The sequence below is a fragment of the Sphingomonas sp. CFBP 13706 genome (genome assembly GCF_014842355.1).
In the GTDB taxonomy this organism is placed as follows: Bacteria; Pseudomonadota; Alphaproteobacteria; order Sphingomonadales; family Sphingomonadaceae; genus Sphingomonas; species Sphingomonas aerolata.
The window spans coordinates 37,408-61,458 of record NZ_JACYVM010000017.1 but is presented as its reverse complement, the minus strand read 5'-3'; the positions used below and the strand labels follow the sequence as shown (position 1 = coordinate 61,458).

General features: G+C 62.6%; 23 protein-coding genes. 9 read left to right on the top strand and 14 right to left on the bottom strand.

The window, feature by feature from the left end:
* Positions 1–228: 228 nt before the first annotated feature.
* From IFS44_RS19250 to IFS44_RS19240, 3 genes are all read right to left on the bottom strand, one after another.
* The gene (locus tag IFS44_RS19250; RefSeq protein WP_192099689.1) at positions 229–1,392 is read right to left on the bottom strand and encodes a hypothetical protein; all 1,164 of its coding nucleotides are present in this window, start codon (positions 1,390–1,392) and stop codon (positions 229–231) included.
* Entirely contained in the window at positions 1,376–1,966 is a 591-nt protein-coding gene (locus IFS44_RS19245) for a hypothetical protein (RefSeq protein WP_192099681.1), read from the bottom strand. Before IFS44_RS19245 ends, IFS44_RS19250 begins: the two co-directional genes overlap by 17 nt.
* 101 nt (positions 1,967–2,067) lie before the next feature.
* The gene (locus IFS44_RS19240; protein WP_192099680.1) at positions 2,068–3,069 is read right to left on the bottom strand and encodes a M48 family metalloprotease; all 1,002 of its coding nucleotides are present in this window, start codon (positions 3,067–3,069) and stop codon (positions 2,068–2,070) included.
* A 261-nt stretch (positions 3,070–3,330) separates the two neighbouring features.
* On the opposite strand from IFS44_RS19240, the gene IFS44_RS19235 reads away from it, so the two are divergent.
* Positions 3,331–3,651 (top strand): SMR family transporter, encoded by a 321-nt coding sequence (locus IFS44_RS19235; RefSeq protein ID WP_192099679.1) that lies wholly within the window; start codon positions 3,331–3,333, stop codon positions 3,649–3,651.
* 1,404 nt (positions 3,652–5,055) lie between these two features.
* Here IFS44_RS19235 and IFS44_RS19230 read toward each other — a convergent pair.
* The 5 genes from IFS44_RS19230 to IFS44_RS19210 all read right to left on the bottom strand — a co-directional run bounded on the left by IFS44_RS19230 (position 5,056) and on the right by IFS44_RS19210 (position 9,937).
* Positions 5,056–6,255, bottom strand: coding sequence for a replication initiator protein A (locus tag IFS44_RS19230; protein WP_192099678.1), 1,200 nt, complete (start codon positions 6,253–6,255; stop codon positions 5,056–5,058).
* A gap of 103 nt (positions 6,256–6,358) precedes the next feature.
* Complete coding sequence (locus IFS44_RS19225) at positions 6,359–7,399, bottom strand: ParB/RepB/Spo0J family partition protein (RefSeq protein WP_192099677.1); 1,041 nt, start codon at positions 7,397–7,399, stop codon at positions 6,359–6,361.
* 62 nt (positions 7,400–7,461) lie between these two features.
* Entirely contained in the window at positions 7,462–8,658 is a 1,197-nt protein-coding gene (locus IFS44_RS19220; RefSeq protein ID WP_192099676.1) for an AAA family ATPase, read from the bottom strand.
* Positions 8,659–9,083: 425 nt separating this feature from the next.
* The gene (locus tag IFS44_RS19215) at positions 9,084–9,632 is read right to left on the bottom strand and encodes a GNAT family N-acetyltransferase (RefSeq protein WP_192099675.1); all 549 of its coding nucleotides are present in this window, start codon (positions 9,630–9,632) and stop codon (positions 9,084–9,086) included.
* Entirely contained in the window at positions 9,629–9,937 is a 309-nt protein-coding gene (locus IFS44_RS19210; protein WP_192099674.1) for a type II toxin-antitoxin system TacA family antitoxin, read from the bottom strand. Before IFS44_RS19210 ends, IFS44_RS19215 begins: the two co-directional genes overlap by 4 nt.
* A 719-nt stretch (positions 9,938–10,656) precedes the next feature.
* Here IFS44_RS19210 and IFS44_RS19205 point away from each other — a divergent pair.
* From IFS44_RS19205 to IFS44_RS19185, 5 genes are all read left to right on the top strand, one after another.
* A complete protein-coding gene (locus IFS44_RS19205; RefSeq protein WP_206757874.1) occupies positions 10,657–11,463 on the top strand; it encodes a hypothetical protein in 807 nt (268 codons plus the stop codon).
* A 147-nt stretch (positions 11,464–11,610) separates the two neighbouring features.
* Complete coding sequence (locus IFS44_RS19200) at positions 11,611–11,883, top strand: hypothetical protein (RefSeq protein ID WP_206757873.1); 273 nt, start codon at positions 11,611–11,613, stop codon at positions 11,881–11,883.
* 488 nt (positions 11,884–12,371) lie between these two features.
* Positions 12,372–13,118, top strand: a complete 747-nt coding sequence (locus IFS44_RS19195) for a hypothetical protein (RefSeq protein WP_192099671.1) — start codon at positions 12,372–12,374, stop codon at positions 13,116–13,118.
* A 19-nt stretch (positions 13,119–13,137) separates the two neighbouring features.
* Positions 13,138–16,467 (top strand): MobF family relaxase, encoded by a 3,330-nt coding sequence (mobF, locus tag IFS44_RS19190; protein ID WP_192099670.1) that lies wholly within the window; start codon positions 13,138–13,140, stop codon positions 16,465–16,467.
* A gap of 66 nt (positions 16,468–16,533) precedes the next feature.
* On the top strand, positions 16,534–16,794 hold the full coding sequence (locus IFS44_RS19185; protein WP_244650448.1) for a helix-turn-helix domain-containing protein: 261 nt from the start codon (positions 16,534–16,536) through the stop codon (positions 16,792–16,794).
* Positions 16,795–16,820: 26 nt separating this feature from the next.
* Here IFS44_RS19185 and IFS44_RS22420 read toward each other — a convergent pair whose 3' ends face one another.
* Together IFS44_RS22420 and IFS44_RS19175 are read right to left on the bottom strand one after the other, a co-directional pair.
* Positions 16,821–17,114 carry a hypothetical protein gene (locus tag IFS44_RS22420; protein WP_244650447.1) on the bottom strand — a complete coding sequence of 98 codons (294 nt, stop codon included), beginning with the start codon at positions 17,112–17,114 and terminating at the stop codon, positions 16,821–16,823.
* Positions 17,115–17,320: 206 nt separating this feature from the next.
* Entirely contained in the window at positions 17,321–17,890 is a 570-nt protein-coding gene (locus IFS44_RS19175) for a recombinase family protein (RefSeq protein WP_192099669.1), read from the bottom strand.
* Between the two features lie 289 nt (positions 17,891–18,179).
* Between IFS44_RS19175 and IFS44_RS19170 the strand changes: the two genes are divergently transcribed.
* Both IFS44_RS19170 and IFS44_RS19165 read left to right on the top strand, forming a co-directional pair.
* Positions 18,180–19,139 carry an alpha/beta fold hydrolase gene (locus IFS44_RS19170; protein WP_192099668.1) on the top strand — a complete coding sequence of 320 codons (960 nt, stop codon included), beginning with the start codon at positions 18,180–18,182 and terminating at the stop codon, positions 19,137–19,139.
* Entirely contained in the window at positions 19,136–20,758 is a 1,623-nt protein-coding gene (locus IFS44_RS19165) for an FAD-binding oxidoreductase (protein ID WP_192099667.1), read from the top strand. The genes IFS44_RS19170 and IFS44_RS19165 overlap by 4 nt, the downstream gene beginning before the upstream one ends.
* Here IFS44_RS19165 and IFS44_RS21945 read toward each other — a convergent pair.
* The 4 genes from IFS44_RS21945 to IFS44_RS22655 all read right to left on the bottom strand — a co-directional run bounded on the left by IFS44_RS21945 (position 20,686) and on the right by IFS44_RS22655 (position 23,094).
* Complete coding sequence (locus tag IFS44_RS21945) at positions 20,686–20,949, bottom strand: hypothetical protein (RefSeq protein ID WP_206757872.1); 264 nt, start codon at positions 20,947–20,949, stop codon at positions 20,686–20,688. The genes IFS44_RS19165 and IFS44_RS21945 overlap by 73 nt on opposite strands.
* Positions 20,950–20,980: 31 nt before the next feature.
* Positions 20,981–22,051 (bottom strand): hypothetical protein, encoded by a 1,071-nt coding sequence (locus IFS44_RS19160; protein WP_192099666.1) that lies wholly within the window; start codon positions 22,049–22,051, stop codon positions 20,981–20,983.
* On the bottom strand, positions 22,048–22,482 hold the full coding sequence (locus tag IFS44_RS19155) for a DUF4383 domain-containing protein (RefSeq protein WP_244650446.1): 435 nt from the start codon (positions 22,480–22,482) through the stop codon (positions 22,048–22,050). Before IFS44_RS19155 ends, IFS44_RS19160 begins: the two co-directional genes overlap by 4 nt.
* Before the next feature lie 486 nt (positions 22,483–22,968).
* The gene (locus tag IFS44_RS22655; RefSeq protein ID WP_274604251.1) at positions 22,969–23,094 is read right to left on the bottom strand and encodes a hypothetical protein; all 126 of its coding nucleotides are present in this window, start codon (positions 23,092–23,094) and stop codon (positions 22,969–22,971) included.
* Between the two features lie 371 nt (positions 23,095–23,465).
* Here IFS44_RS22655 and IFS44_RS19150 point away from each other — a divergent pair, with 371 nt between their 5' ends.
* Complete coding sequence (locus tag IFS44_RS19150; RefSeq protein ID WP_244650445.1) at positions 23,466–23,756, top strand: hypothetical protein; 291 nt, start codon at positions 23,466–23,468, stop codon at positions 23,754–23,756.
* Positions 23,757–24,051 lie beyond the last annotated feature (295 nt).

Genomic DNA, 24,051 nt, shown 5'->3' with positions numbered 1-24,051 from the left:
TATATTATTAGGCAGAAGCTCCCGTTCACTTTGGCAACGAACGCGTTGGGAATAGCCCGATCCGAGTAGACGACATAACCCCGTTCAAATCGTCGGCCCTTCGGGTTGAACATGAGTGTAGATCCTGCCGCTTTGCAACATTGCGAGGCGTTAAAAGCGTTGTCCGCTATCCTCGACGGGCTCAGCACGAACCGAGCTAGGCGCGGGTCAATTCACGACCATCTTGCTCTACGGCTGGCGCTCGTACCGTCCCTTGGCGCCCTCAATAACCAGCGCGGTGCCCGCGATGCGCAGGCGCAACGTGTCGAACGGGCGCGCCATCAGTTGCTGCCGATCGAAGCCGATCCGGACGATCCCGTGCTGCGGCGGTGCGAAGGTGATCGTCATGTCACCCGCGATTGGCGCCTCGGTGTGAACGGTAACGCTGACGACCTTCGTTGTTGCGCCGTGCGGGGCGAACGCGAAGCCGCTCCTGCCGGTGACCAGCTTCTCCTTCGTGCCATTCGCAAAGTGCAGCGTGACGGGGAGGTTGCGCGCGGGCTGGTCCGACGCGGGATCGAAAATCCTGATCGCCACGCCCGGAGAGGCTCGCGCGGTACAGCGTTCGGCCGCGTCGGCTGGCGGTATGGTGCACGCCGCGGGCAGCGTCGGATCGGCTAGCGTGGGTTCCGGCAAGCCCGCCGCACGTGCGGCCTCGATCTCGCTGCACTGGTACCGCCGACGTTCGTTTTCGGTCTCATCATCCCACGGCGCGGTAGATAAGTAGAAGAAGAGCGGCTTCTGCGCGCTTGGTGCGGACGCCACGAGCACGACCTCGTCGCGCTCGACGTGCCACATGCCCTGCGCCTTCTGGTCCAGCGCACCGTAACTCAACGCCCAGTCGAACTGGCCGTCTGGCCGCAGCAACAGCTCGGATCCGGTCTCCATCACATCCATGAGGTAATAATGGCCAACGAGCGCGGCAGGTGTATCGTGGCCGCCGTCGGCACGCTCGTCGGCAGGCGTGCCCTGCGTCGAGAGGGCATCGGCAGAAGCGAGCGCATCCAGTGCGTCGCTCAGGTGACACGACTTGCCCGGTTGATAGTCGAGAAACTCAGCAACGGTTAGGACGTTACGATCACCCTCCTCGCTATAGCTGCCCATCACGTCGGCAGACGCGCGCCGGCCATCCTTGCGATAGCGGGCGACCGCCTGACCTCCCGGCACATCGCGCAGCAGGTAGCGCGATGCCGCCAGATCGCACCGCGTAAGGATGACCTCGCCTCGCTCGATTGACAGAGTACCGATGAAGCTGTCCATGCCGGAGAGTTGCGCATACGCCGGCAGCGGCGCGACCAGTGCCAGCGAGACGACGATCGCGCGGTGCCAATCCGTCTCACAGCGATGTCCCACCCTTGTCCAGCATATCGAACCGATATGCGCAGCCGTAGAGTGTCTTGCCGGGGTGCGTGGTGACGTTGGAGATCGTTCGGGCGACCACCATGTGGCTGCCATAGCCGCCCTTGCCCGCGGGTTCGGTGAGGTCGGTCATGATCCGCTCGCCCAGGAACTTGCGAAACGGGAACTCGGCTTCCGCCTGGGCGCGGGTCACCTTGCCCGAGGCCACCATCGCGTCAATCATCGGCTGGGCCGACATGCTGTTGTCGATTTTCTCGGCGCGCGCCACGATGGCGGGGTCCGCGACGTCGAGCACCGCGAGGATGGCGTCACCGGTAAAGGCGATCCGGCGTGTGCTGTATGACCCCGCGACGGTAATTGGCTTCGGCAGGTCATATTCGGCCATGAACGAATTGGGCGAGGCGATCTTCTTCCATCCCCGCGTCCGCGCGAGCTGCTCCTCGCCATCGATCGCCATGGCAAAGCGCATGTAACCGGGAACGTCCAGGCGGCAGCTAATGGCGTCGATCTCGGAGGCATCAGCAGGGTCGGTCTCCGCGGCGGTCTGCTGGACCACCGCGGCGAGCATCAGGGCGTAGAGAATGAACATCGGCGGACGCTAGGGTTGCAGCCAGAATTTGCCAGCGACATCGCCGCAACAGGGCAGGTCGGCTTCCTACGGCAGCGGTTCTATCCAGCGACGACCAGCTTGACGAGCGTCCCGGGCTTCAGAGGCTCGTCAGCCGGAAGGCCATTGATGACAATAAAGCGTTCGCGCTTGCTGTCGGCTACTGCCATGCGCTCGCTCAACGTATCGATCGTGTCCCTTGCGCCAACAGTGACGATCCGGATGACCTTGCGACCCTCCTTGCCGTCGGCATAAGGCAGGCCATCGAGCATGCGGAGGAACGCCGTATCCTGGGCGGTTGCGAGCTCCGGCTTGCCGGTGGCCTTCGCCAGTGCCTCTGCGCGCTGCACACGATCGGCGCCATTTGGATGCGTCGATGCCCATGTCGGCGCAGACCGTGCGGTGCCGCTGGCCTGCGCCGTCAGCCCGGTCGATTCATCGAGGGCCGCCAGGATGTCGGCCGAGGCATAGGGCGAGTAGCCTGCAGCGGTAATGTAGCGGACGCCGAGCGCATCGGCCTGATATTCCTGATCACGTCCGTATTTCAGGGTGTACAGCTGCGCGCCCGTGCCGGCGATGCGGGTCGCGAGATCGCTTCTCGTAGCCAGGCTGACGCCACGAGCGAGCAGACCACCGATCGTCGCACGCGTGTTGCGCGAGGCGGCGTGGCGGGCGGCGACATGGCCTACCTCATGGCCCATCACGGAGGCGAGTTCTGCCTCCGAGGTCATCAGTGCGAGCAACTGACGGGTGACGTAGATGTACCCGCCCGGGATGGCGAAGGCGTTCTCGACCGGGGAGTCTAGCAGGGTGACGGTGAAGTCGCTGCCCGCATTCGACAGGCCGGACTGTACCGCCACACGCTTGCCGACGCGTTCGACAAATGTCGCTTGCGGCCCGTTATACTCACCACCGAACTGCGCGAGCAGTTGCGGATGAGCCTGAGTGCCCTGCGCCTTGTCGGTCGCCGAGATCGAGCGGACCGTGTTCTGGGCGGCGACAGGGTCAACGGGTGCAAGTACGAATGCGCCGGCTAACAGTACGGCAATGCGACGGCGGATCATGAAGCTCTCCCGGTGACAACGGTATAAAGCGACCGTTACACCGTTGTTCCGGATAAGCATCGATACCGCTCTGCGCCGAACGCGCTCAGTGCCATTCCTGCCGATTAACGAAACTAACGATGGCGCTACTCTCCATCGTGCCTGGTAGCTGCCGTTGAAATATCGTTAGGGCACAATTATTTAGATATGCGGCGACAACGTTCCCACCCCAATACGGGGGTAGAAGTCCGGGACGGCCCGGCAGCTCCGATGGAGACTGCTGTGGCGCGGATTGCACTCGTTTTTGCTGGTTTGTTCGAGATTGTCTGGGCTTCGGCCATGAAACAATCTCAAGGGTTCACACGGTTCTGGCCAAGCATCATCACTGGGGTCGGCATGTTGGTCAGCTTTGGCCTTCTTGCGTCAGCGATGCGGGTTCTGCCGCTTGGAACAGCTTACACAATTTGGACCGGCATCGGCGCGGTTGGCACGTTCGTGGTCGGCATCATGGTCTTTGGCGAGGCTATGACCGCGATGCGCCTTCTAGCCGCCGGGCTCATTGTCAGCGGCCTCGTCTTGATGAAGTTGTCCACGACTGTGTGATCTTGAACGTCCGTAAGGAGCGCTAGCGCCTAGCCCAATGTTCCTAAAAAAAGGAACGGCAGTCGAGACGGCATCGACCTTCTCAGAATCGATCCTTTTTGAGAAAGGCCGCAGCATCAGGCGACGTTCGCTAACGCCATCTGCTTCCCAATAGCGGACGGTCCGCAATCCACCAAACCCGGTCGTTCAGCATTCGTTCGCGCCTAGCGTACGCAAAACTCACTTTCGTGTCGTGACCCCTTCTAATGGCCGTCTGATATTCTCGTTCGATGCAGGGGCGATCAAGCCTGAAAGAGCGTTCTATGCCGGCCTGAAGGCTCTTTTAGGATGCGACGCCAGTGTACTGCTGATGCTGTTAGATGTCTGGCGCGATGATATTTACGGCGCCGTGGAGGCTAGATCGCGCTCAGCGGGTCGATCGCTGGGGCCGTGCTTCTCATGCCCGCCAGTTTATCGCTGTTCGCGAACTCGGTGACGCTTGTCCCTATTGGCGGAGAGCTCCGCAAATGACGGGAACGGAACTCGCCTGCAACTCTATCGATGGGAATCTCGAATACCTTAAGGCCCAAGGGTGGCGCGCCATGCGACACGATTAGGGTAGACGCTCAAGAATGCACCGGATGCAGAAAGAGCGGCTACCAACCTAGGGCGGGACGATCATTACGATAGTTGCGAACAGCCCGAAACCGACCGTGCTGCCCTAATGTGAAACGCGGTTGCGACTATCGCCGCACGATGCATGCGTGACGGCCATAAATGGCTCACGGGGCGGGTATGTCCTCGCCGGTTGGGCATCACCTTCTGAATCGCGGGTGCCTTCCATCCGCTAGAAATTGCGTACGCTGCAATCGGACGATTCTTGCTGTCGACGACGAGTTCACACCATTCGCTATTGATCCAGAAGCAGGTCTGAGAGTGACCTACGTCGCATGGTGCATGCGCGGACACACGCACGACCTAATCCATTTCTCAAAGATATAGAAACTCCTTGGTTAGAGGGTTTATAACTGATGTTAAAGAGTTAGGCGGCTCTTTACCGGGCTTAAACGCCTTGTTCTCCGTGAGTTAGATCGGCACCGCCGTTCCGGATGTGTCGTCGATCCGTTCCTGGAGTGTCGACGACTAAGTTCCTGAAGGATCGACCTTGCGTTCCTGAAGGACCGAACGCTGTTCCTGGAGTGTCGAAGCCCCGGCCGATCGGATAATTTTTTGAGAGCAATTGAATCAGTTCGCCGGGGTTTGTCTGAAGGGACGTTCAATTGGGATAGATACCCAAGCGTTGAGCGGGAAAGACATCTGTGAGCACGACACTTCGGGAACGGTGGCGCCAGTTTAGCGGTTTCGATTTACGTGTGGGTCCCCTGCCCTCCTGAGGCAAAGGCCGTTCGTAAGACGAAAAAGCTTCTAGCGCCCTAGTTCGTGGCGGTGCTTTTCATGATAGCGGCGGACAAAGCCGATGAACGCCGCCTGATAACTCACCGGCGTGCGAGCGTTGTCCGCCTCAACCCACGTGCGAAACTCATGGTGCAACGTCTGATAATCCCAGCCTGGGCACTCTGCGCGCAACGTTGCCATCGTCGCATCTGTGATTTCGCCGGCGGTCGCGCGTGTCGCCAGACTGGTGCGCGACCGTCGCAGCAACGCTGTCACGTCAATCGTTTCAGTCGCATCGTCAGCCGTGGCAGCGGGATTGGTTGACGCTGGCCTTGGTGCAGGTTTAGCGCCGTGCACCTTGTGCGCCGCCACGGTTTTCACCGGGCGCTCGGCATCACTGCGACGTTGCATCCGCAGCGATGGTTCGCGCCTGCCAGCCGGCGTCTCCAAGGCGAGCGCATAGCCAGGAAGCTCGTCGCGCTCCACGATCTTGGCGATCTCAAATTTGAAACGACGATACTGCCCTTCTGCGCCCGATTTCTCGAACAGTGTTGGCATGGCGATCGCGAAGCCGACCTCCCCTGCCCCGCCAGCGTGCTTACGCGCTACGCGGTACAGCCAGCGCTCGCGCCCGCCGGTCAGGTCGAAATAGGCGCGGTCGATCGACAGCACCCCGCCCTGCATCATCACGCCTTCCCAGAACCAGTTCGATAACTCGATCGTCATGCCGCGCGATCGCTCGGTCCTTTCGTCGACCAGCTGGGTCCAGCCGTCGAGCCAGCTGAAGGTCGCCTCGCGGCGGTTCTCGGCGCGAATGTTCGTCTTGATCGTGGTCGACACCAACCGGTCGAGTGCCTGCCCAAGTAGCTCATAGGCGCGCCCCGTCGTCGGTCGCCCGATCGCGCGGAGCAGGTCGTAGGGCATCAGATGGAGCTTGCGCGGCACGTCGTTGACGCCGCGTCGGGCCATGTCGGCGAGCACGCTCGCGCAATAGATCAGGATATCGGCATCCCAGATTGTCGCCATGCCGTAATCGGGATTGCCCGAGACATGCACCCACAGCTTGCCGTCGGGGCTCTTGTAATCGATCGGCTTGACGCGCTTCGACTTGGCGAGGCTGAAGAACGGGCGTTCCATCATCTCGCGCTGGTCGCGCAGCGGCATGTCGGCGAGATAGGGGAGGAACAGGTCGAACTGCTCGGACACGTTCTGGCGATCGGCACGGGTCATGCGGTCAGACTCCGGGTGTTTCCCCGGGGAAACACCGTCGGGCCGGTGCGGGCAACCGTCGGCACCGGGGTGCAGCGCGGCCTGTTTCCCCGGGGAAACATGTTCACCGTTTCAGCCCGCGGCCTTCGGCCTCCAGATGCGCGAGCGCTTGGCGCAGCGCGTCGACCAGCTCGTCGGTCTCCGCACCCGACCCGGCGTGGAGCCGGATCGTGACGCCTTGGCGGTTGCTCGACTGGACGCTGAGCCCGGGGCGGCCGTGCGGCGTGGTCCAAGTAAACGGGGGAGCGCTGTCGACGGGATCGTTCGGCGCGTCGAGCAACCGCCGAAATACGTCCGCGGCAGGGTAGGGGGCCGCACCCCGATCGCGCCGCGCGGCCTGTTCGCGCGCGAGCTCGCGCGCCGCGCCCTGGATCGCCTTGGTTGCAGCCTTGTCGTCGAGCGCCTGCGCCAGTGCATAAGCGGGCTTGAGCTGGACATCGGCCGGGGAAGCGAAGGCTGCGATCACCGCATCGGGGATCTGTGCAACCTTGACCATCTTCGACAGCCAGCCCTTCGACACCTTGAGCCGGTCCGCCATCCGCGTCAGATGGTTGCCGTAATGCGTCTTGAGCGCGTCGGCATAATTGCGCGCGCGTTCGAGATCGGACACGTCCTTGCGTGCCCGGTTCTCGAGGTCCGCGAGCCGGAACGCTGCTTCGTCGTCGAGGCTGGCAACTTGCGCCACAAACTGCATTTCGGGATAGGAATGCGCACGCAGCCAGCTGATCGACCAGTGGCGTCGCGTGCCCGCGATCACTTCGAAGTCATGAGCCGGATCGCCGTCAACACGGCGTACCACCGCTGGGACTTTCTGTCCGCCTTCGGCGATGATGGAATCGATCAGCTCGCGGCAGCCATCTTCAGTCAAATGCTTGTAGCTGCGTGCATTGCCGGGCCAGATCCGCACGCGCGTGGGATCCAGCAGCAGCTGCGTCACTTGCCGCACTTCGCCGCTCGTCACGCGCGCGAGCGCGGTCTCTCGGTTGAGCAGCGTGGTGCCGCGCGACCGTTCGGGTATGGGCGGGGCAGGGGGGGCGCCCGCGTCGGTTTCGGCTGGCTCATCCGCTAGCAAGGCCGCGAGATAATCGGATTGCTTACGCGCCATGCGGCACCTCCCGCATTAGACATATTTGGAACGCTGATGTGTCGGACAGCGACAATTCTGGTTCACGCGACATGGAGTAGATCTTCCTCACGTGCGGGCTCCACTCGGCCCCAGCCTTGGCGGACGAGCTGCTCAATCTGTCCCATCGCCTCATCGAGGTTGGCGCGGCAACGCTTGTGCGTCTTGGGCGTGCCGATCGGGCGTTCGAGTTCATAGATCGTCATCATACGCATCGCGGCGTGGCTGATCTCGGCGGATTCTAGGATGGGTACCGGAAGCAGGGCAGGGCCGAAGCTCTGTTCCATGATCGTGCGGACCATTGCGTGGCTCGGGTCGTTGGAGTCGAACTTTGAACATATCAACCGTAGGAAGCCGTATTCCACCTCGATACCGGCATGCGCGAGCTGCTGCAGCACCTGGTCCATCATCGACAGGAACTGCACTGTCGAACAGAAATCCGGCGTTGTTGCGGCCAGCGGGACGAGCAGCGCATTCGCCGCCTGCATCACGGCAAGGCTGATCGTCCCGAGCGCGGGGGGAGGATCCAGCAGTACCACATCATAATTGCGCGCGAGGTCGGCCAGCCCCTGCTTAAGTTTGCGGAAGCGTGCGGCGAGTACCGACTGCCCATCCGATCCCGCCGCGGCGAGCTCATACTCAACGTCGAATAACTCGAGGTTCGACGGGATCAGGTCAACGTTGGGCCACGGCGTTGATTTGACTGCATAAAGCAAATCGGCCTGGGTCGGATCGATCGACAGATACGGGTATAGCGTCTCTTCTCGTGTAATATTGAAATGGGGATTGAACCCGAACAGCGTCGTCGTTGTCGCTTGGCTGTCGCAATCGACTACCAGCACACGATAGCCCTGCACCGCAAAATAATGTGCGAGGTGGCAGGTTACGGTCGACTTGCCGACTCCGCCCTTAAAATTCTGCACCGCGATGATTGCGGGAATATCAAGCGGCGCGCGGGCAGGAGAGGCGCCAAGTACCTCGCGCATCTGCAGCAAGTTCTCCACCGAATAGCCGAGTCTGCGCCCGTTTTCACCCGCCGGGGCGGGGGGGAGGCGACCGTCGTCCTCGGCCATACGGATCCGGTTGGTCGAACAGTGGAGCAATTGCGCTGCCTCTGCGATTCCAAAGCGGACGTTAAGTCCCTTCCGGCTTTCGGGCAGGAACGCCTTACGCCGTAGGCGTTCGATCATTCGTTCGCCTGCGTCCGCAAGTTCGCCGATATGATTGACGAGGGCATTCATAAACCGGTCCAATCGCTAATTTGAATCTTTTGATAAGGTCTTTATAGGTAAAAAGCTTCAAATGAAAGAGCGCGTTCACTAAAAGACTTATTTCGAGTTTGCCCCCCGCAACCAGCGTGCGTTACCGAGCAGCATGTGTTGTGATCAGATTTCTTGGCATCACGTTCATCACAGAACGATTTCAAATGGCATCGTCAAAGAGGCAGAAGATGCCAGCTTAATAGGAGGCGGATTTCGGGGAGGCAGTTACTCGCCCCAACTGCAAGCGTTTCAGGGGAAGGCGCCTGCGCTTCCAGCCCTGGTCCGCGAACGCAAATCAGGCTTCGGCTGCTCGCCAAAAACGCAACAGATGATCAGCAGGCACATGGTCGTCGAGCCGAAACCCATAAACAACGCCCCCTGCACCGCCTGTCGACCCCTCATGCTCATGACTGCGTAAGCGTTCGAACCGTCGCGATCGGAAGGAAGAGTCGCAAGCCATTGGACGCCAGTGGCTCAAAACCATACCCGGTATAGAGCGCCACGCGCTTCGCCACCGTGTCGGGGTCGCCACAGTCCAGCACGTCGAGCATGACGACGGCGATACCCAGCACATCAGCCGCCACGACCAGTCGCTTGAGGCAATCGACCAACAGATCGCCGCCATAACCCTGTCCCTGGAACCGGCTGTCGACGCCGATCATCGAGATATAGGCTGCCGGAATGCTGCCATGGGCAGGGCGGGTGCGGGCGAACCGCTCGGGCAATTTGGTATAGTCGATGGCGTGGGCATTGGTGGCGTAGAAGCCAATCAGCTCGTTCTCGGGGCCCGTCATTACAAAGGTGCGGATGTTGCCCGCCTTGGTGAGTTTGTTGGCGGTACGACGGAAGAAGTTGTCGACCTGGTCGATACCACACGAGAAAGCCGCTCGATCATGCCTGGCAGGATCGAGCGGCTCGATAACAATGCGTTTTGCAGTCTCGGCTGCGGTCACCGACTGATGATCATCTCGCGATGGCGCGCAAAGGCGGTTAGCAGTCGCTCGGTGGGGGCCGGCGGTATGTCGAGCGCGGCGAAGAAGCCGGCATGGTCGATCGGCTGCAAGCTGGTGCGTTCATGCGCCGCGATCGTCTCCATTGCCGAACGATAGGCCGCGTTCATGGTGAAGACGGAGTCGTCCACGCCCGAGAGCGCGGCAGCCTGCTGAATGGCCTGCTTGATGCGCGGCTTGGTGCGGAAGTTCATCCGTTCGCTGCTGCGCTCGTCAACGGCGCCGACCTGATCCTGGAAGCCTAGCATGGCACACCTCCTCTAGCTCTTGGTCCTATGTACGCCTTAGTGGCGTACATTTCAATAATTCGCTGCTGCTTTGAGGTGGCCGTGTCCGGCAGTTGCGATCGCCGCTTTCTACCGCCACGACGTATGAGGAGGGGATTACCATCGAGCATGCTTATCGGCATGGGCGTGATCCAGTCAGCGCCTAAGGTCGGGTAACTCTCCGTGTAGCCACTACCCGCAATCCAGCTGTTCGTGAATGCGTCGACGCCGTTCGTGCCCCGTTGATAGGCTCAGGCAACCCCCGCAGCCTGACGATCGGGAATGGATCGGACCTAGAGACAGGTTGGAGTTGGCGAAGCAGGAATCGTCCGACCGTAGCGCGAAGCCCCACTGGTAGCTGATCAGACCCACCCGAGCCCCCTCAGGTGAGGGGATGGTCCGAAACTCACCCGTCAGCATCAGGATTTCAGGAACTGCCATTCTCACAGGTGATCGGCCGTGTTAATCGAGCTTTGCCGTCTGGTCAGTCCCGGGGGGTGAGGCGTAGGAACCTCAGGTCATTGCAGCCGGTCGACAACAGATGTCGGCCGGGTGGCCGTCACGCATGTCCAAGGCTCGCCTAAAGGTGGCGGCGCCTTGTGCAATGCAGGGTTCCTAACACCCGGCTCCACGGGCCGGGAACCGCCTCCAGACGACAGGAGGAGGTGGATATGATGTTAATTTCTGTAGCCACGGTCACTATGATCGTCACAGCTTTGCTGGTTGCGTCGCCTGGCGATGTGACGTCGGCGCCTGCAATCGCCAACTTCCTGACCAGCATAGGCGGGGACACCGCAATGAAGACCAGCGGGTCGATGTCATCCGATCCGCTCCCGCAGATCTATCCGTTGGTGCGCGATGAGAGCGAGATTATTGGCTATCGTTTCTTTGCCGAGAAGCTTACCGCCAACGGCTCCGCCACTGCAGAACGGGTCCGGGGAGTTTTCGCGCTAGAATGCGCCGCCAAGGGCGGCCGCATCGAGCCGGAAGACGGCGAGGTCGCCCGCAGCTTCCGTGACCGCGTGCTGGGCCGCAGACTGCCGCCACGGGGAAGTTTCAAGCATTTCTGGTCCGGAGTGTCGGCAGTGTGTGTCCGCAGCCCCTCCGAGGTCATGGGCGGCTTTGTTGCCATCACCTTCGACAATACCGAGCTGGCGACCAAGGGCGATATCGGTGCACGGTTGTTCAGCCGGATCTCGCTCATGCCCACCCGCACCGCCGTCTATGCCTATCGACCAGACCGCATTCGGTCGGCCGCGTCGTTCCAAGCGCAGCAGGCCGCCCGGCGTGCCGATAATGTTGCTGAGCAGCGGACCCAAGAAGCGTTCCGCCACGACCTTGTCGTCGGCACGGAAACCAACTGTGGCATCGTGATCCAGATCCGCGGACCGATGGTCGAGATCGCCGTGCCGCCGGTCCGGCTGCCACCCAATGGCCAGTCAACCTTCTGGTCAAAGCGCGATATTCTGGCGCTACCCGGGATAGCCCCCTGTACCTACGGTCTTTGATTTTATCTCCCGATATCGTGTCATCCCCGTCATCCAAAGGAGACGCTTGTGTCGTTGCCTCTAGACCCCAGTAAGCCGATTACAACTGCCCCGTCCGATCAGCCATCTTACCCATCAGCCGACCCCACGACTGATTATCGCCTATGGATGATCGGCAGCGAGTGGAATGGATCGAAGCCAGGTTATCCGACGCGCACGACCTCGGGAGAATGGATGATTCCGGTCATCGTCGATCTACCTTATGCGATGCTCGCCAGCCTTGAGGCGGAAGCGCAATCCCCGAAAATTGGCAACATCATCCGGGCGGCACTCGTGACGGCCGGACACGGTACAGCGGATGACATTATCGGCATCAAATCCGACCGATATACGACCGACGAGGAGCAAAGAGAGCTCATCGCAGCGGCGCGATCGCGTTAGCACAGCACCGGTGAGAGTAGCACCCGACGCTCTGAAAATGCATCCGCTTCGTCACCGGGCAAGCGGACCAAAGTTGAAAAGTCGCCGGGACAACTTGCGATGGATCTCTGGCCAACAGGGGTGATTAGGTTCAATCGCCCAAGGGCTCGGATGCCCCCCTGGACGTCCCGAAATGAACCGACGAATCTGGACAGGCCAGTGTAGCAAAACCTGGGATTTCAGGGGTTCAGGAGGCACACATCACGCTGTGTACAGCAGGTATAAAGCATTGATATTCATAGGATATGATAGCGTCATACGGCTGTAAGCTCTGTTTGCATGACGTCACACGAGATATGATGGCCGTGTGACGCAAAAACGACCTTGCACTCCGTGCCGCCTTGGGTCTTGTTGCAGCTCTGCATCGCGTCCGCGCAGTCCAATGGGGGACGGGCGTCGCCACCGGGAGCAGCCATATGAAAGCCAGGCGTCCAACAATTTCGGTATCGATGACCGAAGACGAGAATGACCTTTTTCGTGCGGAAGCCGCGCGTACCGACGAGCCTCTCAACGTAATGATGATCCGTCTGGCGAAGCTCGGCCTCGAACATCAGACGCAGGCCGAAGCTGCTGCCGAGAGCGGCAAGGTAACGCTTATCAAGGCGGTCTCACGTGATGAGCCCGTGGGGCTGCTGACGGCTGACCCCGCTGCAACTGCGACCGTGCCCACCTCCACGGGCATCGTGCCCGTTCAAGCTGCGGCCACGAGCGTCATCGCGTCTGCTCCTGCGCCGGTCCCCGCGCCACGGACCGTGATCAAGCCTACTCCCACGGACGCTCCCATTTCCTTTTTTGAACGGCGGCAGAAGTCCCGGTGGACGCCGACACCTGTTGGTGAGGCACCTGTCGGATCAGACAAGGCCCGCTGGTCGGCGGTCGGCGTGCTATCAGCAGCGCTGGCGCTGATGGTCGTCCCCGGCAACGGCATGGTTGCCGCGGCGGTCAGCCAGACAGTACTCGGCGAGCCGGGCGATGGTATCGCCGCGTCCAACCGGCTGTTCGAACACTACAGCCACCGGGCAGGGCCGCTGCGCCACTGGGAGGCAACCACGCGGCTCGCCGATAACCAGGCGCGGGTGAAGGCGTGCGCGGACCGCGCCGACCGGTTCAGCGACTATCGCCGGCTTGCGCCATGCGAGATCCATGTCTCCAGCCGCAGGCGCGCGATCGAGGTCGGACAGGGCATCGTCGACTGATGCCAATGGCCCAAGTGCCATGCTGACTCCGGCGGTCGTGCGGTCTGCGTCCGGTGCCGCCAGCTACTATGCTGCTGACAACTACTACACCGATGGGCAGGCGACCGAGGCAAGCCTGTGGGTGGGGCAGGGGGCCAAGGCGCTTGGGCTTAACGGTCCGGTCAGCCACGACGCCTTCGAGGCGGTGCTGGCGGGCTCGCTGCCGAATGGCGACACCATCCCGACCGGTCCGGGTGGCAAGCACCGCGCCGGGCTCGACTTCACCTTCTCCGCGCCAAAGTCGCTGTCGCTGCTCGCCTATGTTGGCGGCGATGCTCGCCTGCTGACGGCGCACATGGCGGCGGTCAAAACGACGATTGGGTGGATCGAGGCCAACCTCGCTGAGGCGCGGGTCACTCGTCACGGCAGGCAGGAGCCGGTGAAGAGTGGCAACCTCGTCGTCGCCCTGTTCCAGCACGACACCAGCCGCGCGCTCGACCCGCAGGCGCATATTCACGCGATCATCGCCAATGCAACCAAGGCGCCTGACGGCAGTTGGCGTGCGCTCCACAACGACAAGCTATGGGAGGGCTACACCGCGGCTGCCTCCGTATACAACGCGACGCTTAGGGCTGCGGTTGAGCAGCTCGGTTACACGACCGAGCGTGTTGCCAAGCACGGCCAGTTCGAGATCGCCGGCGTGCCCCGTGACGTGATTGAATTGTTCTCGACGCGCTCGGCCGAGATCGATGCCGGCATGGCGGCGATGAAGCATCGTACCCCCGAAGCGCGCTCGGCGGTAACGCTGAGCACGCGCGCCGCCAAGCCGGCCGAGATCGACCGCGACGTGCTGCGCGCGGAATGGGGTGAGAAGGCGCGAGGGGCGGGGGTCGATCTACCCGCGATGGTGGCAATCGCGCAGGAGAAAGCGGTCAGTCAGCCAACGGCATGGCGGCGGCTGGTGAAGGGGATCAGCGGCATCGCCGCGCAAGGCGCGGCGCTCGCGGATAAGCTCGGGCTCCAAATCGGTCCCAGGCCGGATCCGCTGGTGCCGGAACGCACTGGGCGGCTGCGTCCCGACGCCTTCGTCGCCGCGCACGCAGTTGCTTCCGCCGTCCGCCACCTCGCCGAACGCGAAGCAGCGTTTCCGGCGCGCGACGTGCTCAAGACCGCGCTCGACATGGGCGCTCCCGTGAATGTGGCGGCGGTCGAGCAGCGCATCGCCATGCTCGCCGAGCGCGGACTGCTGATTGCCGGCGCCGATGGCGTGATGATGACCACCACCCAGGCGCTCGAGATCGAGCAGCGCATCGTCGCGAGCGTTTTAGCTGGTCGCGACGCCGTGCCCGCCATCGTCGCCCCCGGTGATGCCGAGACGCGTGTCCAGCAGATGGCGGTGGAGGCGATGGGCCGCAAACTTAACAAGGGCCAGCTGGCAGCCGCCACCACGATCCTCACCACGCGCGACCGCGTCGTTGTCGTCCAGGGCGTGGCGGGTGCCGGCAAGTCGTCGATGCTCAAGCCCGTTGTTCGCATCGCGCAAGGCGAAGGGCGGCAGGTCATCGGCCTCGCTATCCAGAACAGCGTTGTACGCCGGCTCGGTGCCGACACCGGCGTCGAGGCGCGCACGATCGCGTCTTTCCTTAACGAGCATGAGTACCGCCCGGGCACGTCGCTACGCGGTGCGATGCTCGTCGTTGACGAGGCTTCGATGATCGACAACCGCACGATGGAGCGGCTGGTCGATGTCGCCAGCGCGCACGGCGTCGACCGGCTGGTGCTGGTCGGCGATCGCCGTCAGCTGGGCGCGGTCGAGGCGGGCAAGCCGTTCGACGTCATCCTGCGCGCCGGTAGCCGCACCGCGGTCATGGACGAGAATGTTCGCGCGACCACGCCGCAAATGCGCGACGTCCATGCTGCGGCGCAGAAGGGCGATGTGCCCGAGCTGATGCGGCTGCTCAAGGCCGACACCATCGAAGCCCCCGGTACTGCCGCAGCAGTGGTAGCCGATCGCTGGATGGCGCTTTCGTCGCAGGACCGTTCCCGCACCGGCATCTACGCGTCGGGCCGCCAGCTGCGCGGCGAAATCAACGAGGCGGTGCAGCAGCGGCGCATGGCGGCGGGTGAACTTGGCCGAGCGCCGGCGAACATGACCGTACTGTCGCCGGTCCACCTGACCCGCGAGGAGCAACGTCTCCCTGAGCATTACACCCGCAACCGCATCGTCGAGTTCAGCCGCGGTGTGCCGACGCAAGGGGTCCGTTCGGGCTTCGCGGAAGTGGTGGGCGTGCAGGACGGCGTTGTTACCTTACGCCGGCAGGGCGGCGTGCAGGAGCGGTTCCGCCCGGCCAGGCTAGCCGCCAACCGCGTCGACGATTTTGTGCGCGTTTACGAACGGCAGAACCTGACGCTCCATGTCGGCGACGCTCTGCGCTGGACCGGCACCGACCATGAGCGCGGTCTGATCAACGCCGACCGCGCGCAGCTCACGCACATCGCCGCCGATGCGCTTACCGTTACCACCGCCGATGGTCGCGCGCTGCGGCTCGAGCGCGGCGACCCGATGCTCAAGCGGCTCGATCTCGCCTACGCGACCAGCACGCATGCGGCGCAAGGTGCGACCAGCGATCACGGCATCGTCGCGGCCGACAGCCGCGAGGGCAAGCTCATCACCACCAGCCTGCTGCGGGTGCTGGCGACACGCGTGCGTGAAGGCGTCACGCTCGTCGTCGATGATGGTAGGCGGCTGGAGAAGGTGGCGGAACGGCAAAGCGGTGAGAAGACAGCGGCGAACGAGGTCGCAGGGCAGGGGGCTCTACCACCCCGGAGCCCGGATACCCCTCAGATCCGCTTGCCTGGTTCGCCGCCAGTCGAGGCTGATGCGATCGGTCGCTACGCTCGGGCATTCGCGGCGGTGGAGGATGCGAGCCGGCAGCGCGAGTGGCCGGAGCGCGACGATGTTCGCGCCATGCATGCCGGCGCCGACAGGCTCGACCAGCTACAGCCAAGCGGGGCCGAGGATCTCAGGACCGTGCTAGACCGCACGCCCGAGCTGGCGCGCGAGATCGCGGCCGGCAGGGTGGATCAGGCATGGCGGGCCTGGGCCGACGAGGGCCGTGCGCGCGCCAGCAGCGGACCTGACTATGCCGACCGGTTCGTCGCCGACTGGCGTGCTGCGTCGGGAGAGCGCGCCGCGGCGACCGGCGAGGACGCGACCTGGCGGGCCGAACGCAAGCTGGAGCGGCTGATCGAGCGCATGGACGAGCAGCCAGCACTCGAACGCGCACTGGACAGGCAGATTCCTGAGCGCCAGCTCGAGATCGATCTCTCAGGCATAACGCGGGCACGCGACATGGACATGGGCATATGATCGATCGCGGCGATCGAGGCGCTATGGGGGGCAGACGAAGGTACGGATGCCGGCGATCGGCTCGACGTGCTCGCCACGTTGGTCGAAACGTATGAAAGCCGTCGCTGGCCTATCGCGCCGCTAGATCCGGTGCGCGCAATCGAGGCAGCAATGGAGATGAACGGTTACACGCGCGCGGAACTGGCGGCGCTGATTGGCCAGTCACGGGCAACCGAAATACTGGCGCGTCACCGTGCCCTCACCCTTCCCATGATCCGCAAGATCCCCGGGGCCTGGCGCGTGCCGGAGAAGGTGTTGGTTCAGGAGTGTGCGCTGGCCAAGGCGTAATCCGGGTACGGGGGTAAGATCTGGCTCTATCGAATCTGAGCGTACAACGAACGGCTGTCGTCGAGCATGCTGATCGGGGTGGGCGTGATCCAGTCGGCACCATGCATTGGGTATGGTCCGTGGAACAAGTCACCGAGCGCGCGCCGGTAATGCGCGTTCATCCAGCGCCGACGACGATGTTCGGGGCCGTCGTAAATCATGTGGCAGCGCTGGCAGAGTGCGGCCAGCTGGTGAAGCGCGCTATCGCTAGGATCATGGTTGAGGTGAGCGCAGGCCAGCACCACCGGTGTCCACCTGCCTTGGATCAGGATGTTCTCCATCGGTCGTCGCACGCGCCGTCCCCTGCCATCGCGCCAGCATCGACGATTCCTGTCCCACCACCGTCCATCCCCCAAGTGAAAAACCCTTTGCCCATGGGGACGCGCGCAATGCTCGCATCGTCCCTTCGCTCTGACAAAGCGCACGAGCTGCGACAGCTGCGGCCAATCGATCGGATATAGGAACACATGTTCGGGACGGATCGGCATCAGACGTCCATTCCCGACGTCGCGGCTGCCAGCGCACGGTAGAGCGTCGCATGATGGCATTTAAGCAGCTTGGCAGCTTCACGCACGGACGTACCCTCGCTTACCAGCCGCTCGCCTAGCGCGATTTGATCGGGGGTGAGCTTGGGCGGGCGCCCGAAGCGTACTCCCCTCGCTTTGGCCGCTACCCGCCCGGTGCTGGTGCGTTGGTGAATCAGCTCGCGCTCGAATTCGGCGATGCCGGCGAACACGGTCAGTACCATGCGCCCCGCTGGCGAGGTCGTATCCGCCCAAGGCTCAGCCAGTGAGCGCAGGCCGGCGCCGGCTTCTTTCAGCTTCTCGGCAATGTCGAGTAAATCGCGGGTGGAACGTGCCAGTCGGTCGAGCCTGGTCACCACCACCGTGTCATCATCACGCAGCTGCTCGATCATCTTGGTCAGCTGGGGCCGATCACGCTTTGCGCCCGAGATCTTTTCCTCAAACGTTCGCGTGCATCCGGCCTCCTTCAACGCGGCGCGTTGCAGCCGGAGATCTTGGTCATCGGTGGACACACGGGCATAGCCGATTAGCATGTCGCAAAATTGTATCAGAATAAAAGTATTTTGCAACAAACTTTTGCGATATTAGCACACAAGAGAACACGAGCGCTGAGGGCTCTGTTGCAAAACTTAGCACATCCGCGACACTTGGATGTCCGTCAACGCCCGCCTCTCAGTGATAGGGGGTGCGGACGAAGGGCAGATTTCCACCGGCGAAGCCGAAAAGCTGCCTTCTACCCAAGCAGCATGTTCACCAAACCTCGCTGACGTGACAATCAGATCGATAGCGGCTCGGTAAGATCTTTGAGCTAACACGCGAGGCATGCTTCTTCGCGCCGCCTCCCGCTGGTTTTTGGTTATGCTGCTGGTGGCAGTAACGGCGCTTGCTGTGATCCGCGTGGCGGCAGGGATGCGCGAACGTGATGGGCGAGTTCCTGCGCATCTCCATGCAGTAGTCACCCCGCTCGGCCAAGTGATGGTAGACGAACGCGGCCCGGCAACCGGCCGAACCGTTTTAATCGTACCAGGCACCGCAGGCTGGAGCGGATTTTGGCAGGAGGTATCAAACCACCTGGCAGTGCGCGGCTATCATGTAGTCGCGGTGGATCTGCCGCCGTTCGGGTATTCCGAGCGCGATGCCGCCGCGCGCTACGATCGACGTTCACAGGCGACCCGCCTGGCGGCGGTGGTGGCAGCAACGACACGCAACCCAGCAATGGTAGTCGCGCACAGCTTCGGTGGTGGGCCGGCCACCGAACTCGCCCTGACGCATTCGGATCAGGTCGCACGGCTGGTGCTAATCGACGGTGCGCTAGGCGAGCTTGATCCCAAGTCTGCTGGCGGCGTCCCTTTGCTCCGGTCATCGTTGCTTGCGCAGCCGCTGATCGCGGCGACGCTTACCAACCCGCATGGAATCGGCGCCATGTCGCGCTCCATGCTGGCCCGCAAGGAGGCCGCGGCGCGGTGGCAGGAGACACTGCGGGCGCCTATGCGCCGCCCCGGCACCACTGCCGCCTATGCAGCCTGGCTCCCCTCGCTGCTTGCGGCCGATGACGGCGCGTTGAGTCGCCGTGCAGATGAACTGCGCCGAATGCAACCGCCGGTGCGGCTGATCTGGGGTGAAGCCGATACCGTCACTCCGATCGCCCAGGGCCTTCGGCTTGCCAAGCTGTTCCGTGCGCCGATCACACGGCTGCCGGGTGTCGGTCACGTTCCTCATATTGAGGATCCCGTTCACTTCCTGTCGGCGCTCGACGCTGCCATCACGGAGCCAGTCCGATGAAACGTCAACGCCTGCTGCTTGGAGCATCCGTCCTGGCGCTCACCGCCGGTGGCGCAACCGCCTATGTCTTGCCCTTTGCCGCCGATCCGGTCGGGCCGAAGGATTGCGCCTCCGTCCTACCACCATTGGCCGAGGAGAAACCTCGCCCGGCCGCCGTGCGCGAGCCCAACTGGGCGCAGCGCGGCGGTCACATCAACGACGCGAGCTGCCTAAGCCGTACGCCAGTGGCCGGCGTGGTGCGCGTGCGCGGTGAAGCCGATGTCGCAACCGCGCTACGCTACGCGAGTGCACACAGCCTCACCGTGTCCGCGGCGGGCGTCAAGCACTCGATGGGTGGCCAGGCGTTCCGGGCCGGTGGCGTGGTGCTCGACATGCGCGGCATGGACGCGATCCGGCTCGATCCTGAAGCCCGCACCGTGACGGTTGGCAGCGGCGCGACCTGGCACGCAATCCAGCTCGCCGTGCATCCGCGCTTCGCGGTCAAGGCGATGCAGTCCACCGACATCTTCTCCGTTGGTGGATCGATCAGCGTTAACGCCCATGGCATGGATCATCAGGCGGGCGCGGTGATGAATTCGTTGCAAAGCGTCCGGATGATGCTCGCCGACGGGCAGGTGGTCACCGCGTCGCGAACCGAAAACCCGGAGCTGTTCCGCCATGTGGTCGGCGGTTACGGGCTGTTTGGCACGATCCTCTCGGCGACACTGGATGTGGTCCCTAACGACGTCTACCGATCGGGTCGCGAGATCATCGATTATCGCGACTTCCCGGCGACCTTCGAGCGGATCGCGGCGGACCCGACGGTCGGGCTCAGCTATGTCCACCTCTCGACCTCACCTGACAGCCTGCTCCGGGAGGCATTGGTCTACACATACACCAAGCATTCTGAAGATCAGGTGCTGAACCGCGCCGCACTGTCGGAGGTCACGTCCACCAAGATCCGCCGCCTGACGGTAAACCTCGCCAAGCGCAACGACACGTTCAAGCGGATCAAGTGGTGGAGCGAGAAGAACCTCGAGCACCGCTTCGAGACGTGCACGATCACCCGCGCACAGGCCCAAGGCTCGGGCGAGGCGTGCCTGGTCGCGCGCAACGACCCCATGCACGACTCGGTCGCCTACCTGTTCAACAACTTGCCGGGCGAAACCGACATCCTCCACGAATATTTCATCCCGCGCGTCCAGATCGTGCCGTTCATCGACGGCATGCGCACGATCTTCGAGCGGGAGCGCACCAACCTCGTCAACGCGTCGATCCGCGCGGTGGGCACGGAGGACAACGCCCTGAGCTATGCGCCGGCGCCCGCCTTCTCAGTGGTGCTCTATATCAACCAGCCGACCACGCCTGAGGGAACGGCGGCAATGCGGCGACTGACCGGTGAGTTGATCGACCTCACCGCCAGCCATGGCGGCCGCTTCTTCCTCCCCTATCAGTTGCATTATACGCCGGCGCAACTCGAGCGCGCCTATCCCGAGATCGGCGCCTTCTTCGCCGCCAAGCGCGACTGGGATCCCCAGGGCCTGTTCAGCAACACCTGGTATGCCCGCTACGCGCCGTTCGTTGCGAAGCAGCCGGCGCCGATGCGACCCTCAACTACGGCGCGGGCGCCGTTGGCGTAGAGCCGCTGGACGAAACGAGGGTCGTCGCTTTGGGTGAGCGTGGCGCCGCGGCGCACTTCGATGATGCGACCGCCAGCCGCTGCGATAATGCGCACGGCGGCCGAGCCGTTACCGATGACCGCTACTTGCCGCCCCGCGGGGCCAACGAACGGCATGGCGAGCAGGATGGCGATCCATGCGCCAAGCACCATCAGCAGCTGAGCGGCGGTGCGGGTGATCCGCTTAATAGTCGTAGACATGCTCGACCACGCCGCCGATTGCCTGAACGCGGCGCATCGTTGCGAGCAGTTTGGCGACCGGTACGGCAATGCCGACGCGCCGCCACCCGGGCTGGTCGAGCGGCATCGCCAGCACCGCCTTTCCTGGCGCCGGTACCCTGTCTGGCAGGAGCAGGGTGGCAAAGATCGTCGTGTTGCCGGCGATCTCCACCAACCCGACCCGGGTTGCTGACAGCTTTGCGAGCAGATCGTTGAACTGCTGGTAACGCGGCGCCTCGACCAGCGTCAGCCCGCCCGGCAACGAGGCTAGCGCGTTTAGCCGCGGATCGACCGCGCGGAGAGTGGCAGGATCGCCGTACGCCACCAGCCGCAGCATCGGCTGGTCACGCCCGACGGTCGCCCCGGTCGCTGCATCGATCGCCTGGGCGTAGACGGCCTTGACGCCATATTCTGCAGCCAGTGCGAACCGGCGTTCCCAATGCCGGGCATTCAGCGCTGGCTCCCGCGTCCGCCACACGCCACTCAGGGCCTCGCCGAACGGGAAACGATACCAGGGTGTCTCGTGCAAAAAGGCGCCATAACGTTGCTGGACGTGCGCGGCATGGCGATCGTCGGCGCTCCTCCACCCGCTTGTCGCTTCGAACAGCCGCCCGACCGTGCGCTCATAGGCCGATTTGACTGCCAGCTCGACGGTGTAGCTGATGCCGATCGTGTAGATCGTCACCTTGGCCGCGCCCGCTTCCGGACTGGCCTGAGTGATGCGGTTGACGGTGCAGTAGCTGGTCCAGAACTGTCCGATCTGCTGGCCATAGGCAAAGCTGCTAGGCGGCTTACCGGAGGCCAGGTGGCGGGCAAAGGCTTCCGCTTCGTAGACGATGTGCCATTCGGGATAGGTTAGAAAGGTTTGCGCCTCCGGTCGCCGATCGGCTGCGGGAAGCAGGGGACGTCGGCCGCTCGCATCCGAAAGGCCGGGCAGCGGCGTGCGGCAGCTTGCCTCTATATACGCCATTGGCACGAGCACTATGGCGGCGATCAGCCCGCCGGCAACGGCCGCCAGACGCCAACGGCGCTTCACGCCACAGCGCGCTGCGCTGCCCCCGTCGGAGCTTGCGCCAAACGATAACCCACCCAGATCGCGACGCCGCCAATCAACAGGTGCGGCAAGTTGGCGAAGACATGCGCATAAAGCGACTGTTGGATCGGTCCGTACAGAAAGATGCCGCCATCCAGATAACCGCTGCCGAGGAACAGCCCCATCACTCCGTCGGCGAAGTAGAGCGGCCCGAATAGCCGAAAATAACGGCGGGCCGCGCCGTATGACCACCAAGCGGCGATCCCCGCCCAGAGGCCGGAGAAGAAGTGAAGGCTGTCGTCATAAAGATCGAGCTTGAACAGCCCGAACAGGTTGCCGTTGGCATCGTTAAACTGCGGCACATAGCCAACGGCTACCACCAGCATGAAACCGATGCAGTAAGCTGCCCCGAACAACCGGACCCGGTTCATCATCACCCCCCAAATGGCCGTTCCCAGCTTGTCACGAAGGCAGTTGGCAAACAATGAGCAGACGGCCGAAGAGCAGCTAAATGCGATATGGCCTGGAAGCGGCCGCGCTGCTGACCAAGAAAGCCGGCCCTACCAAAACACGTTTCTCTCCGGGCAAGCTGGGGACGCTAGGTAACGGCACGTCGGCCCTCTCTGTCGTAAAAGCAGCGACATACGCGACGTCCGAAAATCAGCACTTCCGCGACAAAGCGCTAACGACACGATTGGTTCGGTAGAGACGCGTGGCATTGCTTTCAGATTAGCAATTTCTTCCGAGTTCAGCCTAAGAATGTAGATAAAAAACCGAGCAGATCGCGCGCCATCGTTAGTATGGCGTATCAGGCAGGCGATTGCTCAAGCTTGATGTGCACCATGTTACTCGCACCAGTACCGCCAGCGTTGACGCCCCTTCAATAACGTTCGACTAAAGCTTCTCGCCCGCGCGCATCGCTATTGTGTAAGCGCGCCGAACAGAGCGTGGAAGTCGTGCGCTGGCGTGCCGATCGAACGCTTGACCGCCATGCCCTTGCGGTGCGGGGCGATGGTCTTGACCGCGGCCAACGGAACGCTGCCCATGTCGCAATCCGCTAAGTTTGACGCCGCGCACCCATAAATGAACACCGATCTGTGTGCCTCTTTAGGACTTTGCTCCCGAACTTGATCAAACGCTCCTATATTTCGATGATATGACAGAGAGATGGGAGGTTCGGTGATGCGGCGATTGATTTTGTGGCTATTTCCGGGTTTCAACCCATTGCGTCGGATGCGTGGACCGCGGCCAATGCAGCGGTATGATCCGATGCAGCGGTACGATCCGATGCAGCGGTACGATCCGATCCGATCACAGTTCGAAGCTGAGAGCGGGTAATCTAAGGCAACCATGCCTTGTGCCAAACGGCTCGTTCACGCATTCGACCTGTATGAACTTACCACAGCTATACCACTCGATGATCCTATGGATTGGAGACGGAACCGGGCTTCCGGATGCGATACTTCACATTCACGCTGGTCTGACGATCCTCATGGTCGTCAGGCTCATTAGCCGACGATCGCTGGGTACCTTCATTCCGTTCGCATTTGTCATCGTGGCCGAGTTGGCCAATGAGATGATGGATTACCTGAATTACGGTATGCGCTGGGCAGATACGGTTTCTGACTTGGGCAACACGTTCTTCTGGCCATTCGTCATCAGCCTTGCCGTTCGCCTGCGGCCAATGAGCCGCAGCGATTATCGGTAACCTCTCTGACGCGTCCTTTGCCGTGCAGCAGCTCGGCCGGTAGGTCTGAGGCTTGCTGACGTGCTCCCCATTTTCATGCTGCTAATAACTTTAGCTTCGATGTCCATATGCCCTTGGCGGAGGCGGTTAGTAAACTCAGCGGTTGCAAGCCCGCCGAGGCTGCTGTGCAGACGCACGGTGTTGTAGTCCGTCCGCCATGCCTGAGGCCCACTATAGAGTTGAGGCTGGATCCCGGCGGGCAGCGGCAGGCAAATGGCTACATGTCGACACATCGACATGTAGCTCATCCTCTGCT